General features: G+C 77.0%; 15 protein-coding genes. 11 read left to right on the top strand and 4 right to left on the bottom strand.

What is annotated here, in order from left to right; all coding sequences use genetic code 11:
• Positions 1-49: 49 nt before the first annotated feature.
• The 4 genes from AMIR_RS15810 (at position 50) to AMIR_RS15825 (ending at position 2,810) form a co-directional block, all read left to right on the top strand.
• Positions 50-394 carry an STAS domain-containing protein gene (locus tag AMIR_RS15810; protein WP_015801964.1) on the top strand — a complete coding sequence of 115 codons (345 nt, stop codon included), beginning with the start codon at positions 50-52 and terminating at the stop codon, positions 392-394.
• 221 nt (positions 395-615) lie between these two features.
• Positions 616-1,620 (top strand): enoyl-CoA hydratase/isomerase family protein, encoded by a 1,005-nt coding sequence (locus tag AMIR_RS15815; RefSeq protein WP_015801965.1) that lies wholly within the window; start codon positions 616-618, stop codon positions 1,618-1,620.
• 123 nt (positions 1,621-1,743) lie between these two features.
• The gene (locus AMIR_RS15820) at positions 1,744-2,370 is read left to right on the top strand and encodes a general stress protein (protein ID WP_015801966.1); all 627 of its coding nucleotides are present in this window, start codon (positions 1,744-1,746) and stop codon (positions 2,368-2,370) included.
• An 86-nt stretch (positions 2,371-2,456) separates the two neighbouring features.
• Entirely contained in the window at positions 2,457-2,810 is a 354-nt protein-coding gene (locus AMIR_RS15825; protein ID WP_015801967.1) for a hypothetical protein, read from the top strand.
• Between the two features lie 22 nt (positions 2,811-2,832).
• Here the strand turns inward: AMIR_RS15825 and AMIR_RS15830 are convergent, their stop codons facing one another.
• On the bottom strand, positions 2,833-3,060 hold the full coding sequence (locus tag AMIR_RS15830) for a hypothetical protein (protein WP_015801968.1): 228 nt from the start codon (positions 3,058-3,060) through the stop codon (positions 2,833-2,835).
• A gap of 266 nt (positions 3,061-3,326) precedes the next feature.
• Between AMIR_RS15830 and AMIR_RS15835 the strand changes: the two genes are divergently transcribed.
• The gene (locus AMIR_RS15835) at positions 3,327-3,752 is read left to right on the top strand and encodes a hypothetical protein (protein WP_041837853.1); all 426 of its coding nucleotides are present in this window, start codon (positions 3,327-3,329) and stop codon (positions 3,750-3,752) included.
• Between the two features lie 129 nt (positions 3,753-3,881).
• Positions 3,882-4,595, top strand: coding sequence for an HMA2 domain-containing protein (locus AMIR_RS41905; protein ID WP_015801970.1), 714 nt, complete (start codon positions 3,882-3,884; stop codon positions 4,593-4,595).
• A 413-nt stretch (positions 4,596-5,008) separates the two neighbouring features.
• Here the strand turns inward: AMIR_RS41905 and AMIR_RS15845 are convergent, their stop codons facing one another.
• Positions 5,009-5,890 carry an NADP-dependent oxidoreductase gene (locus AMIR_RS15845; RefSeq protein WP_015801971.1) on the bottom strand — a complete coding sequence of 294 codons (882 nt, stop codon included), beginning with the start codon at positions 5,888-5,890 and terminating at the stop codon, positions 5,009-5,011.
• Positions 5,891-5,960: 70 nt separating this feature from the next.
• Here AMIR_RS15845 and AMIR_RS15850 point away from each other — a divergent pair, with 70 nt between their 5' ends.
• The 4 genes from AMIR_RS15850 to AMIR_RS15865 all read left to right on the top strand — a co-directional run bounded on the left by AMIR_RS15850 (position 5,961) and on the right by AMIR_RS15865 (position 10,630).
• Positions 5,961-6,557 (top strand): TetR/AcrR family transcriptional regulator, encoded by a 597-nt coding sequence (locus tag AMIR_RS15850; RefSeq protein WP_015801972.1) that lies wholly within the window; start codon positions 5,961-5,963, stop codon positions 6,555-6,557.
• 251 nt (positions 6,558-6,808) lie between these two features.
• On the top strand, positions 6,809-7,075 hold the full coding sequence (locus AMIR_RS15855) for a DUF5132 domain-containing protein (protein ID WP_015801973.1): 267 nt from the start codon (positions 6,809-6,811) through the stop codon (positions 7,073-7,075).
• A 43-nt stretch (positions 7,076-7,118) separates the two neighbouring features.
• Positions 7,119-9,371, top strand: a complete 2,253-nt coding sequence (locus AMIR_RS15860; RefSeq protein ID WP_015801974.1) for an ABC transporter ATP-binding protein — start codon at positions 7,119-7,121, stop codon at positions 9,369-9,371.
• Positions 9,341-10,630, top strand: coding sequence for a cation:proton antiporter domain-containing protein (locus AMIR_RS15865; RefSeq protein ID WP_085945026.1), 1,290 nt, complete (start codon positions 9,341-9,343; stop codon positions 10,628-10,630). Before AMIR_RS15860 ends, AMIR_RS15865 begins: the two co-directional genes overlap by 31 nt.
• Positions 10,631-10,728: 98 nt before the next feature.
• Here AMIR_RS15865 and AMIR_RS15870 read toward each other — a convergent pair whose 3' ends face one another.
• Together AMIR_RS15870 and AMIR_RS15875 are read right to left on the bottom strand one after the other, a co-directional pair.
• Positions 10,729-11,304: a hypothetical protein gene (locus tag AMIR_RS15870; protein ID WP_015801976.1), complete on the bottom strand. Its 576-nt coding sequence runs from the start codon at positions 11,302-11,304 to the stop codon at positions 10,729-10,731.
• A 243-nt stretch (positions 11,305-11,547) separates the two neighbouring features.
• Positions 11,548-12,594: a methyltransferase gene (locus tag AMIR_RS15875; RefSeq protein WP_015801977.1), complete on the bottom strand. Its 1,047-nt coding sequence runs from the start codon at positions 12,592-12,594 to the stop codon at positions 11,548-11,550.
• A 189-nt stretch (positions 12,595-12,783) separates the two neighbouring features.
• Between AMIR_RS15875 and AMIR_RS38190 the strand changes: the two genes are divergently transcribed.
• Positions 12,784-16,008, top strand: coding sequence for a helix-turn-helix transcriptional regulator (locus tag AMIR_RS38190; RefSeq protein ID WP_015801978.1), 3,225 nt, complete (start codon positions 12,784-12,786; stop codon positions 16,006-16,008).
• The last annotated feature ends 53 nt before the right edge of the window (positions 16,009-16,061 follow it).

The following is a 16,061-nucleotide window of genomic DNA, read 5'->3' on the forward strand; positions in this document are numbered from 1 at the left end:
CGTGAACATCTGTCGTGTCGTGCGGCCCGAATCGGGGCATCATTGTGCCGTGACATCTCCCGAGACCCACGCCATCACCGGGGAGGTCGTCGACGGCGTGGCCGTCGTGCGCGCCTCCGGCGAGATCGACATGGCCAACAGCGACGACCTGCGCGTGATCGCCACCGACCTGGTCGACGGCGGGGCCCAGGCCCTGGTCGTCGACCTGTCCGAGGTGACCTTCTTCGCCTCCTCCGGCATCGCCGCGCTCGCCTACCTGCGCGACCGCGTCGGCCGGGGACTGGTGCGGGCGGTGCCCAGCCGCAGCGTGCGGCGCTCGCTGGAGGCGACCGCCGTGGACAAGCTGATCCCGCTGCACGAGAACCTGGAGGAGGCGCTGACGGCCGCGCGCTGAGCACCGCTCGGGACTCGAAGAGGACCGGACGAGAGCCGAACCGGCGGAGCGGTGGCGCGGGGCCACGGTGCGACAACCCGTGGTTCCGCACTGCTGCGCAGCGCGGCCACGGGAGACCCTTCAGACCCCCGCGAAAGCCGAACCTCCGGGGTTGTAGCGTGAGTCCGCGGTGTGCTGATCGGTGGTTTCGCACCGCTTCGCGGTGCGAGGAGTGGTCTGAAGTGTCTGACGTGGTCATCCGGGTGGAGCGCGGACTCGGCCGGATCACCCTCAACCGGCCCGGCGTGATCAACGCCCTGAACCGGGGCATGGTCGTGGAGATCCACGCCGCGCTGACCCGGTGGGCCGACGACGACTCGGTGCGCGCCGTGCTGCTCGACGGCGCGGGGGAGCGCGGGCTGTGCGCGGGCGGCCACATCCGCTCCGTGCACGACGACGCCCGCGCGGGCGGCAGCGAGTCGATCGGGTTCTGGACCGACGAGTACCGCATGAACGCCGCCATCGGCGCGTTCCCCAAGCCCTACGTCGCGCTCATGGACGGCGTCGTCATGGGCGGCGGGGTCGGGGTGTCCGCGCACGGCTCGGTGCGGGTGGTCACCGAGCGCACCAGGCTGGCCATGCCCGAGGTCGGCATCGGCCTGGCCCCCGACGTCGGCGGCGCCTACCTGCTCTCCCGCGCGCCCGGCGAGCTGGGGACCTGCGCCGCGCTCACCGCCGCGCACCTGTCCGCCGCCGACGTCCTGCACTGCGGCCTCGCCGACCACTTCGTGCCCTCCGCCGCACTGCCCGCGCTGGTGGACGACCTGGAGTTCGGCGCGCACCTGGGCGTGGGCGTCGAGGCCGTCGTGGCCAGGCACACCGCCGATCCCGGACCGTCCGCGCTGGCCGAGCGCGCCCCCTGGGTCGACCACTGCTTCGCCGCCGACACCGTGGAGGAGGTGCTCGCCCGGCTGGAGGCCGGGGGACACGCCGACACCGCCGCGCTGATCACCACCAAGTCGCCGACCGCCCTCAAGGTCGCCCTGGAGGCGCTGCGCCGAGCCCGCGAGCTGCCCGACCTGGACGCGGTGCTCGCCCAGGACCTCCGGGTGTCCTCGGCCTGCCTGCGCGACCACGACCTGGTGGAGGGCATCCGCGCGCAGATCGTCGACAAGGACCGCGCCCCGCGCTGGTCGCCCGCGACGCTGGCCGAGGTGTCCCGCGAGGCGGTGCTGGCGCACTTCTGACCCGCCGCCCACCGGTTGGGCCGGTGCCAGCGGTGTGTGATTGCTTGCGGTTCGCGGGCGCGCCGGTCGGGCATCCTGGGGCGTTGAGGGAGCGCCACCGGAACGAGCGAGGAGTTGACCGCTGTGAGCAGAGCGCAGCACCAGCCGACCGACCCCGACCGGCCGCAGACCGCGGTGGGCACCTACGACCGGTACGCCGAGGCCGAGCGCGCCGTCGAGCTGCTGTCGGACCGGCACTTCCCGGTCGACCGGGCCACGATCGTCGGCCGGGGGCTGCACAGCTTCGAGCAGGTCGCGGCCGGTCCCGGCTCGCTGAGCGTCGCGTCGACGGCCGCCGGGTTCGGCGCGCTGATCGGCGCGCCGCTGGGCTGGTTCTTCAGCGCGTTCGGCTGGGTCGACCCGGTCGTGTCCACGCCGCTGCTCATCGGCTACGGCGCGTTGTGCGGCGGGCTGCTGGCGGGGGTGATCGGGCTGGTCGCGCACATCGTCCGGGGGCCCGGTGGCACGCCCGTGGTGCGGATGCGCGCGGACAGCTACGACGTGCTGACCGACGCCGAGTTCGCCCCCAGGGCCGCCCAGCTGCTCGACTCCCCGGACGCGCCGGTGCGCAGGGTGGAGACCTCCACGCCCTCCGCGACCATCCGCATCCGCCAGGAGGACCTGCCCGTCCACGCCCAGGACACCCCGCTGATGCACCCGCCCAAGAGCGGCAGGCTCAAGACCGACCCCGACGGGCACGACCCGGTGTGAGCCGTGCGCGTGGAAAACCCCGGCCGGGCGGTTGACGCGCGGAGCGCCGGCTACCCGCTGGGGTGACCACCGGGAGGAGGCGGCGGATGAGGGCCGTGGCGGTGCTGCTGGCCGGGGTGGTGGTCGCGCTCGCCTGGCGCGGGCACCGGGCGCGCGGCGAGCGGTGGCTGGTGGTGATCGTGGAGTGCGACCGGGTGCCCGCCACCTGGCCCGGCCCGCTGGGCGCCCTGGGCGACCGGGTGGAGATCCGCAACCGGCCCACCGCGCGCGGGGACGGCATCGAGCTGCTGGCCCGGCCGGTCGACGGCCGGGTCTCCCGCGCCGAGCTCAGGGCCGCGCTGCAGCGGGCCAAGGAGCTGGTGGAGGGCGCCGGCGGGCGGGTGCCGCCGCCGCGCTCGGACGTGGACCGGCCGGTGGGCGGCCGGGAGGAGCGGCGCTGACGCCGTGGACCGCCCGGCGCCGCTAGCCGGTGATCGCGCCGCGCGCGAACCAGAGCAGCGAGCGCGCCGCCGAGGCGCGGTCGAAGCGCTCCGGGTCGATGAGCGTCGTCAGGTGCAGGCCGTTGACCAGCGCCAGCGCGTCCGAGGCGAGCGCGTCCGGGGCGAGCGCGGTGCGGTGCGGCTCGAACAGCCCTCCAGGGACAGCCGCTGGTCCGGCTGGTCGGCGGGCGCCGGGAACTGCACCAGGCACTCGTGCAGGCGCTCGACCGGGTCGCGCCCGGCGTCCGCGGTGCCCAGGTCCGCGAGCCCGCCGCTGACGTGCCCCTCGGCGACCACGCGGCACAGCTCGGCCTGGCTGGGGAAGCGGTGGCGCCGCGGTGTGCCCACGCGGCGTGCCGGACAGGGGGTGGGCCGACGTCCACGCCGGACCTGCCCGCCGGGGACCGTGATGGGGTTGTTGTTGCGGTGGACTGCTTCCGTGACCCCCGCCGCGAGAACCGGGGTAGCGTCAAGATCGTGACGACTAACCCGGATCGAGGCCGGAACCGCTCCCAACTCGTGGGCGCGCTGGCGGTCGCGGTCCTGTCCGCGCTGAGCTGGTTCGCCTGGTTCGGCTGGGACACCGAGTACGACCTGTCGCCCGACGGGCTCGACCGCACCGGGCCGTACCAGGTGTGGCAGGGCGTCGGGTGCGCGGTGTGCCTGCTGCTGGTGCTCGTCGGGGCCGTGGTGCTGCGCGGGGTGCGGCCGTCGTTCGCGGCGGCGGGCACGACGGTCGGGTTCACCCTCGGGTTCACCGTCTCGGCGGCGATCATCTCCGACGACGGGCTGTTCGTGATCGGGTCCGTGCTGGCGTTCCTCGGCGCGGCGGCCTGCAGCGCGCTGGTCGCGTTCGGGGCCCAGCGGTTCGCCGGGCGGGGCCGGGTCGCGCCCGGTCCGTGACGGCTGCGGCTCGCCGGAAAGCGTGAACCCCCGGCGCTCCGGGGGAGGGTTCCCGCCCGCTGCACTAGCGTTGGGGCGCAGGCGATGCGCTCGTCCGCGCGTCCACCGCTCGGGGAATCGGGGAGCGCCATGCCCACCACCCGCACGGGGGTCCGGGTCCGCTCGGTCGTCCCCGGCCGCCAGCGCTGGCAGGTCCCGCACGTGCGCGCGAACCCCCGCGCCGCGTTCGCCCTGGAGACCGCGCTGCTGAGGCGGTCCGGCATCACCCACGTCCGGGCGAACCCGGTCACCGGTCGGGTGCTGGTGCTGCACCGCCGGTCGCTGGGCGTCACCGAGATCGGGGCCGCGCTGCGGGACGCGGTGACGGCAACGTCCGGGGTCTACGCCCCGACCGAGGGCGCACGCCACCCGTTCGTGCGGCTCGGGGTGGCCAGCGGGGTGTCGTCGGTGCTGCTGCGCGGGGTCCTCGGCCGCGCGGCTCTCGGGGTGCCGCTGCTGCTCGTCGTGGGCGGGGTCGTGGTCCTGGCCGCCGAGGCGCGACGACGCCCACCGGGGCGGGACGACGTGCCCGCCCAGCTCACCGGGCAGCGTCGTGAGCGCGCCCAGCGTTCGCGCCCTCAACGTCCCCGCCCCAGGCGCGGGCGGCCCGGTGACGTCGACGGGTCGCGCTCGTTCTCCGCGGGCGCGGCGGGCGCGGCGGGCATGACCGGCGCGGCGCTCCGCCCCGAGCCGTCCGACCCGCCCACCCGGCACCGCCTGGACCGCGACCCCGCCCCGTCCCCGCACGCCCTCGTGCCCACGCAGGCCCGCCCGCTGCACCGCCGGGTGCCCCGGCACCGGTGAACCGGGACGGCCCGCCCGCTGCGCGTGTCCGGGCCGGTCGTCGGTGCGTGCTCTCGGATCGGACCGTGACACCTGCAGACCGCGCGTGTCCGGCCCGGTCGTCGGTGCGTGCTCTCGGATCGGATCGCGACACTCGCAGACCGCGCGTGTCCGGCCCGGTCGTCGGTGTGCGCTCTCGGATCGGACCGTGACACCTGCAGACCGCGCGTGTCCGGCCCGGTCGTCGGTGCGTGCTCTCGGATCGGATCGCGACACTCGCAGACCGCGCGTGCCCGGCACGCCCGTCGGCGAGCGGGCCCGGTTCGTGATTGCCCGTCACCCGTGCGTGTCCTGCTCGGCCGTCGGTGGGCGGGTCCAGGCCAGGATCGCCCGTCGTCCGCGCGCCCCCGGCCCGCCCGCCTGCGCGGCCCGGCTCAGATCACGATCACCCGCCGCCCCCGTGCGTGCCCGGCCTGGCTGTCGGCGTGGGCCCGCGCGGTCTCGGCGAGCGGGTAGGCGCGTTCGACCGGGATGCGCAGCGCGCCCCTCGTGATCAGGTCGACCGCCTCGGCCAGCGCGGCGGGCACGTCGTGGGCCGCGCCGGAGAACCGGACGCCGTGCTCGGCGGCGGCCCGGTCGGCGATGGTGATCACCTTCCGCGGGTCGCCGGTCAGCGCGACCAGGTCGGGGAGCACGCCCGACCCGGCCAGGTCGAGCGCCGCGTCCACCGGACCCAGCGCCCGCACCCGCTCGACCCACCCCGGCCCGTAGGTCGTGGCGGTCGCGCCGAGGTCGCGCAGGTAGTCCTGGTTCGCCTCGCTCGCGGTCCCGACCACCCGCACGCCCCGGTCGCGCGCGATCTGGAGCACCGCCGACCCGACGCCCCCGGACGCCCCGCTGACCAGCAGCGACTGCCCCTCCCGCACGCCGACCTCGCGCAGCACCCGCAGCGCCGTCTCCACCACCGACGGGTACCCGGCGGCCTCCTCGAACGAGAGCCCCTCGGGGAGGTGGGCCCACGCCGTCAGCACCGCGAACTCCGCGCAGGTCTCGATCCCCTCGCCGAACACCCGGTCGCCGACCGCGACCCCGTCGACCCCCGCGCCGACCTGGTCCACCACCCCGGCCGCGTCCAGCCCGGTCCCGGCGGGCAGCGGCACCGGGAACTGGCCCTCGCGCACCCGCCAGTCGAACGGGTTCACCCCCGCCGCCCGCACCACGATCCGCACCTGCCCGGCCCCGGCGCTCGGCTCGTCGGCGTCCACCAACCGCAGCACGTCCGGACCGCCGTGCTCGCTGTAGCTGATCTTCTTCATGCCCTCGACAATAGCCCTAACAGTTAGGGTTTTGGAACAGCTACGATTTCGCACCTGATAGCATCCCGCCGTGACCGCGCCACCGGGCCGTCGCGAGCGCAAGAAGGCCGCGACCCGTCAGAAGATCGCCGACACCGCCCTGCGCCTGTTCCTGGAGCGCGGCTACGACGCGGTCGGCATCCGCGACGTCGCGGCCGAGGCCGACGTCGCCGTCACCACGGTCTTCGCGCACTTCGACAGCAAGGAGGCCCTGGTCTTCGAGCGCGACGCCGACTTCGAGCACCGCCTGGTCCGGGCCGTCGCCGAGCGCGGGCAGGGCGACCTCGTCCCCGCCCTGCGCCACGAGGTTCACGCGATCGTGCGGCACTGCACCACCGACGGGGCGGCCGAGCTGGGGGAGCTGATCGGGTCCTCACCGGACCTGCGCGCCTACAACGAGGCCATGTGCGCCCGCCACGCCGCCTCCCTCGCGACCGCCATCGCCGCCGACCTCGGCCTGCCGCCGCGCACCACGGCCTGCCGGGCGATCGCCCGCTTCGCCGTCGACGCCCACGTCCTCGCCCGCGAGGCCCGTGACCCCGAGGCCGCCGTGGACGAGGTCTTCCGCATGATCCAGGCCGCCTGGGACGCCGCCGACCTCCACGCGGACGCGCCGCAGGACCGCTGAGCCCGGCCGTGCGCGGGAGGTCCCGCCTGCTCGGGTGACCGCCGCGGGCACCCACCGGACCAGGTCCTGGCGCCGCGCTGCGCGGCCACCGTTCGCAGCGGCGCGACCGCCGCCCCACGCCCGCAGGCACCGTCCACCGGAAAGTGTGAACCCCCGGTCGATCGGGCGGGAGCGCCCGCCCACTCCACTAGCGTGCTGCCCAAGCGCTGATCGTCTTCGCGCGTCCACCGCCTGAAGGATCGGGGAGCACCATGCCCTTCGTCGCTCCTCTCCTGCTCGGTCTCCTGACCGTCCCCGTGGCCAGGAGGGTCGCCAAGCCGCTCGCCCGCGGCGTCGTCAGGACCTCGGCCGGGATCGTCGCCGGGGCACGCCGCGCCGCGCACGCCGTCGGCGAGGAGCTCCAGGACATCACCGCCGAGGTGACCGCCGAACTGGCCGCCGCCCGGCTCACCGCCGACGTGGGGGCGCCCGCGCAGGGCGCGCCCGCCGGGACCGGGCCGGACGCCGGAGCGCGCTGACCCCCGCGACCCCCGAGCCCCCGCCCGGAGAGAAGGCCCCGCCATGACCCAGCTCCTCGACGCCGCCCCGACCACCAGGCTCACCGGGTTCCGGGTGCGCTCGGTCGTCCCCGGCCGCCAGCGCTGGGACGTCCCGCGCGTGCGCGGGAACCCGCGCGCCGCGCGCGCCCTCGAAGCCGCGCTGCTCCGCCTGCCCGGCATCACCGGGGCGCAGGCCAGCCCCTCGACCGGCCGGGTGCTGGTGCTGCACGACCGGGCGCTCGGCGTCGCCGAGGTCGGCGCCGCCCTGCGGGACGCGGTCACCGCCGCGGCCACCGCCCCGCTGGTCGTCGAGGGCAGCACCACGACGAGCCCACCGGCCACCGCCGCGAGCACGCCCGGCGGCACGTCAGGCGGCTCGGTCGCGCTCCGACCCGTGAGCGCCGTCCTGCGCCGACCGCTCGCCCTGGTCGCCGTGGTCACCGGCGTCTCGTCCGCCGTCCTGCGCCACGCCTGGCGCGCCCTCCTGCGGCCCCTGCGCCGCACCGCGGCGGGCGCCCGGCTCTCCGCGCACCCGCTGGCGCGCGTCCTCGGCAGGCACCGGTCGGCGCTCGCCGCCGCCGCCGCGCTGACGGTGGCCTGCCAGCTCGCCGAGCTCGGCCTCGGGCTGTTCCTCGGCTGGATCCTGCTGGTGCTGATCAAGGGCGAGTACGCCCCGCTGACCGCGCTCGGCGTCACGAGCGCCCCCTCCCAGCTGCTCGCGCTCGCCGCAGGGGCCGCCGCGACCTGCGGGGTGGTCGTCGTGCTGTCCGCCGCCGCGGGCGCCCGCTGGCGCGCGCTCGGCCAGGGCGTCCGGCGCGACCAGCGCGCCCGCCTGCACCGCCACGCCCAGCGCCTGGAGATGCGGCACATCCAGCGCGAGCGGCCCACCCGCGTCGCGGGCGTGCTCGCCGACGACGTCGACCAGCTCGGCGCGTTCTTCTCCGGCCCGGCAGGCGAGGCGGTCCAGCTCGCCACCAGCGCGCTGATCCTCGTCCCGTCGTTCCTGGTGCTCGCGCCCGGCATCGCCTGGATCGCGTTCCTGCCCCTGCCGTTCGTCGCGGTCCTGTCCCTGCGCCAGCGCGACCGCTCAGCCGCCGACTACGCCGACGCGGGCGAGCAGGCCGCCCTGCTGCGCAGCAGGATCTCCGCCAACCTGGAGGCCGCCGCCACGGTCAAGAGCGCCTGCGCCGAGGACCACGAGGCCGAGCTGGTCGACCTGCTGGAGCTGGCGGGCGCCGACGCGGCCACGCGCACCCAGCAGCACACCGTCCGGTTCGGCGAGGGCATCCGCGCCTGGACCACCTGCTCCATGGCGGGCACCCTGCTCGTGGGCGGGCTGAAGGTGCTCGACGGCTCGCTCCCGTTCGAGCGGTTCAGCCCGCTGATCGGCCTGCCGCAGCAGATGGTCATGCGGCTGACCCGGCTGGGCCCGATCGTCGACCAGTACCAGCGCACCCTCGCCGCGCACGACCGGGTCGAGCACCTGATGTCCCTGCCCACCGAGACCACCGGTGGCCGCGCGCTGGCCCGCGAGCGGGTCTCGGGCGCGATCGCGCTCGACCGCGTGTCCTTCTCCTACGAGGGGCGCCCGCGCGTGCTGGACCGGCTGTCGCTGCGCGCGGCGGCGGGCAAGGTCACCGGCATCGTCGGCGCGACCGGCTCGGGCAAGACCACCGTCGCCAAGCTGCTGATGCGCTTCCAGGACGCGGACTCCGGCAGGGTGCTGCTCGACGGGCGGGACGTGCGCGGCCTGCGCCTGCCCGACCTGCGCGCCTGCGTCGGGTTCGTCTCCCAGGACCCGTTCCTGTTCGACGGCACGATCGCGGACAACATCCGCTACGGCACGTTCTCCGCCACCGACGAGCAGGTCCGCGAGGCCGCCCGCACGGCCGAGGCCCACTCGTTCGTCGAGTCGCTGCCCCTGGGCTACGACACGGTGGTCGGCGAGCACGGCGCGTCGCTGTCCGGTGGGCAGCGGCAGCGGATCGCGCTCGCCAGGACCGTGCTGAAGAACCCGCCCGTGGTGGTCCTGGACGAGGCCACGTCGGCGGTGGACAACGAGACCGAGGCGGCGATCCAGCGCGCGCTGGCGACGTTCGCGCGGGGCCGCACCCTGATCGTGATCGCGCACCGGCTCTCCACCGTCCGCAACGCGGACCACATCTACGTGCTGGAGCGGGGCGGCGTCGTCGAGCAGGGCGCGCACGAGGGCCTGGTGGCCTCCGGCGGGCGCTACGCCTCGCTGTGGGAGCTCCAGGCGGGGGCGAGGGGCTGAGCGCGTCGGTGGCGGCCCCGGCGGGGGACTCGCTCGTCGCGCTGCTGTTCCTCGACCTCGCGGTCGTCCTCGCGCTCGGCGCCCTGCTCGGCGCGCTGGCCAGGCGGCTGGGGCAGCCCTCGGTGGTGGGGGAGGTAGCGGCCGGGATCGCGCTCGGCCCCAGCCTGCTCGGCCTGCTGCCCGGCGACCCGGTCGCGCTGCTGTTCCCGCCCGAGGCGCGCCCGCCGCTCGCGTTCGCCGCCCAGCTCGGCCTGGTGCTGTTCATGTTCCTGGTCGGCTGCGAGCTGGACGTCGCGGAGCTGCGCGGCGCGGGACGGGTGGTCGGCGCGGTGTCGGCGGGCTCGGTCGTGCTGCCGTTCTGCCTCGGGCTGGGCGTCGCGGCGCTGCTGTGGCCGCGGGGCGGTGACGCGCTCGCGCTGTTCACCGCCGCCGCCCTGTCGATCACCGCTTTCCCCGTGCTGGCGCGGATCCTGGCCGAGCGGCGGATGCAGCGCACCCGGTCCGGGGTGGTCGCGCTGGCGAGCGCGGCGGTGAACGACGTGGTGGCGTGGTGCGCGCTCGCCGTCGTCGCCGGGATCGTGACCGCGCGCGGCCCGTGGTCGGCGGTGGCCACGCTGGCCTGGACGGCGGCGCTGGTGCTGGTGGCGGTGCTCCTCGTCCGGCCGCTGGTGGGGTGGGCGGCACGGGCGGTGGGCGGCTCGCCGCGCGCGGACGCGGTGCTGTTCGCGGTCGTCGTCCAGGGGCTGCTGCTGTTCGCGCTCGCCACCACGGCCATCGGCCTGCACGCGGTGTTCGGGGCGTTCCTGTTCGGGGCGGTCGTGCCCAAGGACGCGCTCCGGGAGGCCGCGCCGACCCTGGTGGACCGGGTCGGGGGGCTCAGCTCCCTGCTGCTGCCGGTGTTCTTCGTCGTGGCCGGGCTGTCCGTGGACGTCGGCGGCCTCGGCTGGTCCGGCGCGGGGGAGGCGCTGCTGGTGCTCGTCGCCGCGTGCGTAGGCAAGCTGGTCGGCGCGGCGGGCGGCGGTCTGCTCGCGGGGCTGCCCGCGCGCGACGCGGCCGAGGTCGGCGTGCTGATGAACGCCAGGGGGCTCACCGAGCTGGTGGTGCTCGGCGTGGGGCTGGAGCTGGGGGTGCTGGACGGTCACCTGTTCACCGTCCTGGTCGTGATGGCTCTGGTGACGACGGCGGCGACCGGGCCGCTGCTGACGCTGATCGCCCGGCGGTCCGGGCGGGAAGCGTCTGCGCTCGGGGGGGTTCGGTAGTTCGCGATTGTCCACTGTGGACTCTTGGGTCTGACCGGGGATCTGACCGGGGAAGGGGGTCTGCGGCACGCGTGCCGCAGACCCCCTCCTCCCGTGGATCAGCCCTGGGCGGTGTCCTCGGACTCCTCGGTCTCCTCGACCTCGGTCACCGTCCACAGCGCCTTGGCGGGCTTGCCGGTCCCGACCATCGCCAGGCCGAACTGGTTGGTCAGCGGGAACTGCGTCGGGCTCACGAACGCGACGTCACCGGTCACCTCGGCCAGGCCCGACACGGACTCCTTGCCGTGGTCGTACAGCGCCCACGTCTCGCTGGCCCCGCCCTCGCAGTCCTGGAGCGCGACGTACCAGACGTCCTCGCTGGCCAGGCACCTGCCCTCGAAGGCGACCGCCTCCAGCGTCACGGCGTTGCCGTCGACCTCCGCCAGCTCCCACTCCTGGTTCGCCTCGCCGTCGCACGGCAGCACGGCGGCGTGCTCGTCCAGCGCGGTCAGGCAGTTCTCGGTGCCCGCGTCCGCGATGGTGACCGTCGTCGACCTGCTCTCCTCGGGGTCCTGGTCCGCGAAGGCCGTGCCCGAGGCGGCCAGCGGTCCGGCCAGCGCGAGCGCCAGGCCCGCCGCCGCCACGAGGGTGCGCCGGGCTGCGCCCGCACGGTTGATCTTCGGGGTGGTGTTCACTCTGATGTCCTGCTCTCGCTCGACGTCGCTCGGAACGCGGGTCCCGCCACCGGGGCGTGGACCACGCCGACCACCGGGCTCGTGCTCCGCGCCCTGCGGCTGTCGTGCGGCCGGTCGGGGCGCCCGACCACCCTGGACGGCGGATCCCGCGAACGGGTCCGGCGAACGGGCCGGGTGGTGTGGCGGCCAGCGCGGACCGAGTCAAGCAGAGCCGCATCACTGCGGCCTGGCGAGAGCTGACGATCACCCGTCCGTGCGCGGGCTCAGGCGTGGGGCGCCCTCCAGCAGGTGGTACGGCGTCCCGGTCGGGGTGACCGAGCGCAGCTCCAGCCCGGCCCGGTCGAACAGCTCGGCGAACTCCGCCGTCGAGCGCTCCCGCCCGCCGCACAGCACGAACAGCCGCAGGCTGCTGTGCGCCGCGTAGGTCCGGTGGGCCTCGTCGTCGGAAAGCGCTTCCACGACCACGACCCTGGCGTGCGCGGGCGCGTCGGCGCGGACGTTGGCCAGCGCCCGCACCGCCTGCGCGTCGTCCAGCACGTGCAGGACCGTGCGCAGCACGTAGACGTCCGCCGCGCCGACCCGGTCCGCGAACAGGTCGCCCGCCCGGATCTCCACCCGGTCGTCGTCGCGCAGCTCGGGAACCGCGTCCCGGACCGCCTCGGGCAGGTCGAACAGCACGCCCGAGAGCCCTGGGTGCTCGCGCAGCAGCGCGGCGAGCAGCCTGCCCCGCCCGCCGCCGACGTCGGCCACCCGCGCGGCCCCGGTCAGGTCGAGCGCGGAGCGGATCGCCTCGTCGAACGGGTCGCCGGGGCCGGTGGCCACCGCCTCGTGGAACACCTCGGCGGCGGCCGGGTCGGCGGCGAGGAGGGCGAACAGCGGGCGGCCGTGCACCAGCTCCAGCGGGGAGACGTCGGCGCGCACGCCCTCCGCGAGCCCGCGCCACGCCTCGTCCGCCCAGCCCGCCGTGAGCAGGCGGGTGAGCGGCAGGCCGTCCGTCGAGCGCAGGGCGCGGGACAGCGGCGTGTGGCGGACGTGGGCGCGCTCGTCCAGCGCGAGCACGCCCACGTCGGCGAGCACCGCGACCAGCTGCGCGAGCCGCGTCGGCGCGGCGCCCGCCAGCGCCGCCAGGTCGGGGACGGAGGTGGGGGCGTCCGGGAGCAGGTCGGGCAGGCCGAGTTCCACGGCGGCGCGCAGCGCGCCCCAGCCCGCGGCGGCGGTCGCGAGCGCTTGGAAGGCCGCGGCGCCCTCGTCGTGCCGGTGCGCGGTGCGCTCGTCGTCGATCAACGTCACGGGGATCGCCTCCTGGAGCGGGTGGGGGTCGCGTTCAGGAGTGTCCGACCTGGGACGCCCGCGCGGCAGGGGGTTCGTGGTGCGGGTGGGCGGCCAGTGGGGGCGCGGTGGTCGGGGCGTGGACAAGACGACTGACAGGGCTGTTGACATGCCTGAAGGTCGGCGGGGCGGACGCGGGGGAGGCGAGGGATGCGGCTGGTGGACCGCGACGGGCAGTGCGAGGCGCTGGCCGCCCTGCTGGAGGGCGCGGCGGGCGGGTGCGGGGGCGCGGTGCTGCTCAGGGGCGCGCCTGGGCACGGGAAGACCGCGCTGCTGGGGCGCCTGGTCGCGCTGGCCGAGGCGGCGGGGTTCCGGTGCCTGGTGGTCGAGGCGGACGCGCTGCCCGAGGTGGCTGAGGTCGCGGCGGAGGTCGCTGATGGCGGGGGCGCCCTGCTGGTGGCCGTGGACGACGCCGGGGGGGCCGACGTGGGCGCGCTGCTCGACCTGGCGGCGTGGGCCAGACGCGCGCCCGCCGTGCTCGCGCTCACCGACCTGCCACGCCTGCCCGACGACGACCCGCTGGGCGCCGTGGCGCGCACGCCGGGCGCGCTCGTGCTCGACCTCCCGCCGCTGCGGGCGGAGACCACCGCCGCGCTGCTCGACGGGACCCCGTGGCCGGTGACCGGGGGGAACCCCGCGCTGGTGCGCGGGCTCGCCCGCGACCTCGCGGCGGGGGAGGCGGGACCGGGGGCCGCTTACCGGGCCGCCCTCGCCGGGGTGCTCGACCGCTGCGGCGCCGAGGTGGCCGCTGTCGCGCACGCCTCCGCCGTGCTCGCCGTGCTCCCCGCCGGGCCCGCCGCCGCGCTTCCCGCCGGGCCCGCCGCCGTGCTCCCCGCCGGGCCCACCGCCGCGCTTCCCGGCGGGCTGCTTCCTGGTGCCGCGCTTCCTCACGGGGCCCTTCCCGCTGCTGCGCGCCCCGGCGTGGTGTGCCCAGACACCGCGCCTCCCGGCGGGGCGCTTCCCGACGGCGGGGCGCGATCGCTCGCCTCTGGCGCGGCGGGCGTCCGGCAGGGGGGAGTGGTGCCTCTCGCGCCCGGTCGGACCGGTGCCTCGCCGGGTGGCGCGGAGCCGCTCCTGCTCGGCCCGGCGTCTGGGGTGGGGGGTGATCCCGCCGGTGGGGACGGGACCTCCGCGTCCGGCCGGATGGCTGCGGACCACGTCGTTCCCGGTGGTGCCCGACTCCGCGCGCCCTCGGGTCCCGCCGCACCCGTCGACCTGGTCGCCGACCTGCTCGGCCGTGCTCCCGCCTCCGTCGCCGACGCCCGCGCCCGCCTCGTGGGAGCCGGGCTCGACCGGGCCGATCCCGCCGCTGTGCTGGACGTGCTGCCCGCCGCCCGGCGCGCCGAGCTGCACCTGCGCGCCGCGCGGACGTTGCACGAGCGCGGTGAGTCGCCCGCCTCCGTCGCCGACCACCTCGTCACCGCCGGCCTGCCTGCGCCTGCCTGGGCCGTCGACGTGCTCGTCGCCGCCGCCGACCACGCGCTCGCCGCCGACGACGTGCCCACCGCCGTCGACCGGCTCGCCGCCGCCCACCGCCGGGACGAGGCAGACCCACCGCGGGGCGTCCACCCGCGCGGAGTCCCGGACCCGGCCGTCGCCGCCCGCCGGTGCGGGTGCGCGGACCGGACGGCCGCGCCCGCCGACCGCCGCACCTCTCCCGAGCCCACGGCCCTGTCCGAGCCCGCAGCCGTCGTCGGGCCCGCGCTCACCGCCCGCCTCGCCCGCGCGCGCTGGCAGCTCAACCCGGCTGCCGCGCTGTGCCACCTCGACCCGCTCGCCGACGCCCTCGCCGCCGACCCCGCCGCGCTCGCCCCCCGTGACGCCGCCGCGCTGGTGCGCCAGCTCGTCTGGCACGGGCGCACCGCCGCCGCCGGGCGGGTGCTCGCCGCGCTGCGCGCCCGCGAGCACGCCGCCGAGCTGCCCGACCTGGAGACCTGGCTCTCCCTCGCCTGCCCGCCACTCGCCGCCTCCCGCCGCACCGCCTTCTCCCGCACCGCCTTCTCCCACACCGCCTTCTCCCACAGCGCTGCCCGCCACGGCAGCGCCCTCCCCCCCAACGCTCTCCACCCCGGCGCCCTCCACGCCAACGCCCCGCACACCTCCGCTTCTCACACCGCTGCCCACCAGCGCGGCACCCCCCACCCCGCGGCCCTCAACCCCACCACCCCGCCCCCGAGCCGCGTCGACCCATGGTTGCGCGAGGCCGCCAGCCTGGTCGGCGGGTTCGTCCTCGGGGACCAGCGCCGAGCCGCCGCCGAGGCCGCGCACTACCTGCGCCACGCCCAGCTCAGCCACACCTCCCCCTGGTCCGAGGAACCCGCGCTGCTCGCGCTGCTCGCCCTGGTGCGCGCCGACCGCGCCGTCGAGGCCGACCGGGCCTGCGCGCGGCTGCTCGACGAGGCGCGCTCCCGGCGCGCGCCCACCTGGGTCGCCTCCTTCGCCGCCGCCGCCTCGGTGATCGCGCTGCGGCTCGGCGACCTCGCGGGCGCAGCCGGGCACGCCCGCGCCGCGCTCGACGCCGTCCCCGCGCACGGCTGGGGCGCGGGCGTCGGGCTGCCGCTGGGCTCGCTGATCCTCGCCGACACCCTGCGCGGGCGGCGGCGGGAGGCCGGGCGGCACGTCACCGCGCCCGTGCCGGACGCCCTCTTCGACGGCCCCGCCGCCCCGCACTACCTGCACGCGCGCGGCCACCACCACCTCGCGTCCGGGCGGGACCACGCGGCGCTCGCCGACTTCCTGGCGTGCGGCGACCTCCTGCGCTCCTGGAGCCTCGACCTGCCGGGCCTCGCGCCGTGGCGCACCGGGGCCGCCGAGGCGTGGACCCGCCTGGGCAACCACGACCGAGCCCGGCGGCTGGTGTTCGACCAGCTCGCCACGACCGGCGCCGACGCGGGCCGCCCCAGGGCGCTGGCGCTGCGCGCGCTCGCCTCGCTCAGCCCGCCGACCCGCCGCCCGCACCTGCTCGCCGAGGCCGCCGACGCCCTGGAGCGCTGCGGCGACCGCTACGAGCTGGCCGCCACCCTCGCCTGCCTCGGCGCGGCGCACCACGCCCTCGGCGACCACCGCCGCGCCCGCGCCGTGCTGCGCAGGGCCTGGCACCTGGCCAGGGCGTGCGGCGCGCGACCGCTGTGCGCGCGCCTGGAACCGGACGCGGCCGACCCCGTCGCGCACGACACCAGCGGCCTCACCGGCTCCGAGCGCAAGGTCGCCGCGCTGGCCGTCACCGGCCTCACCAACCGGCAGATCGCCGAGAAGCTGTTCGTCACCCCGAGCACCGTCGAGCAGCACCTGACCAGGGTGTTCCGCAAGCTGCGCGTCACCCACCGCACCGACCTGCCCACCACCCTGCACGCCGACCTGACCACCCCCGCCTGACCACCTGCTGCCCACCCACCCGCCGACCCGCCGCCCGACGACCCGCCGCCTGA

This window comes from Actinosynnema mirum DSM 43827, assembly GCF_000023245.1.
Lineage (GTDB): Bacteria > Actinomycetota > Actinomycetes > Mycobacteriales > Pseudonocardiaceae > Actinosynnema > Actinosynnema mirum.

Coding starts and splice junctions, on each gene's coding strand:
- AMIR_RS41905 (WP_015801970.1), top strand. CDS start 3,882: ATGCCCACCACCCGCACGGGGGTCCGGGTCCGCTCGGTCGTCCCCGGC.
- AMIR_RS15855 (WP_015801973.1), top strand. CDS start 6,809: ATGCCCTTCGTCGCTCCTCTCCTGCTCGGTCTCCTGACCGTCCCCGTG.
- AMIR_RS15845 (WP_015801971.1), bottom strand. CDS start 5,890: ATGAAGAAGATCAGCTACAGCGAGCACGGCGGTCCGGACGTGCTGCGG.
- AMIR_RS15860 (WP_015801974.1), top strand. CDS start 7,119: ATGACCCAGCTCCTCGACGCCGCCCCGACCACCAGGCTCACCGGGTTC.
- AMIR_RS15825 (WP_015801967.1), top strand. CDS start 2,457: ATGAGGGCCGTGGCGGTGCTGCTGGCCGGGGTGGTGGTCGCGCTCGCC.
- AMIR_RS38190 (WP_015801978.1), top strand. CDS start 12,784: ATGCGGCTGGTGGACCGCGACGGGCAGTGCGAGGCGCTGGCCGCCCTG.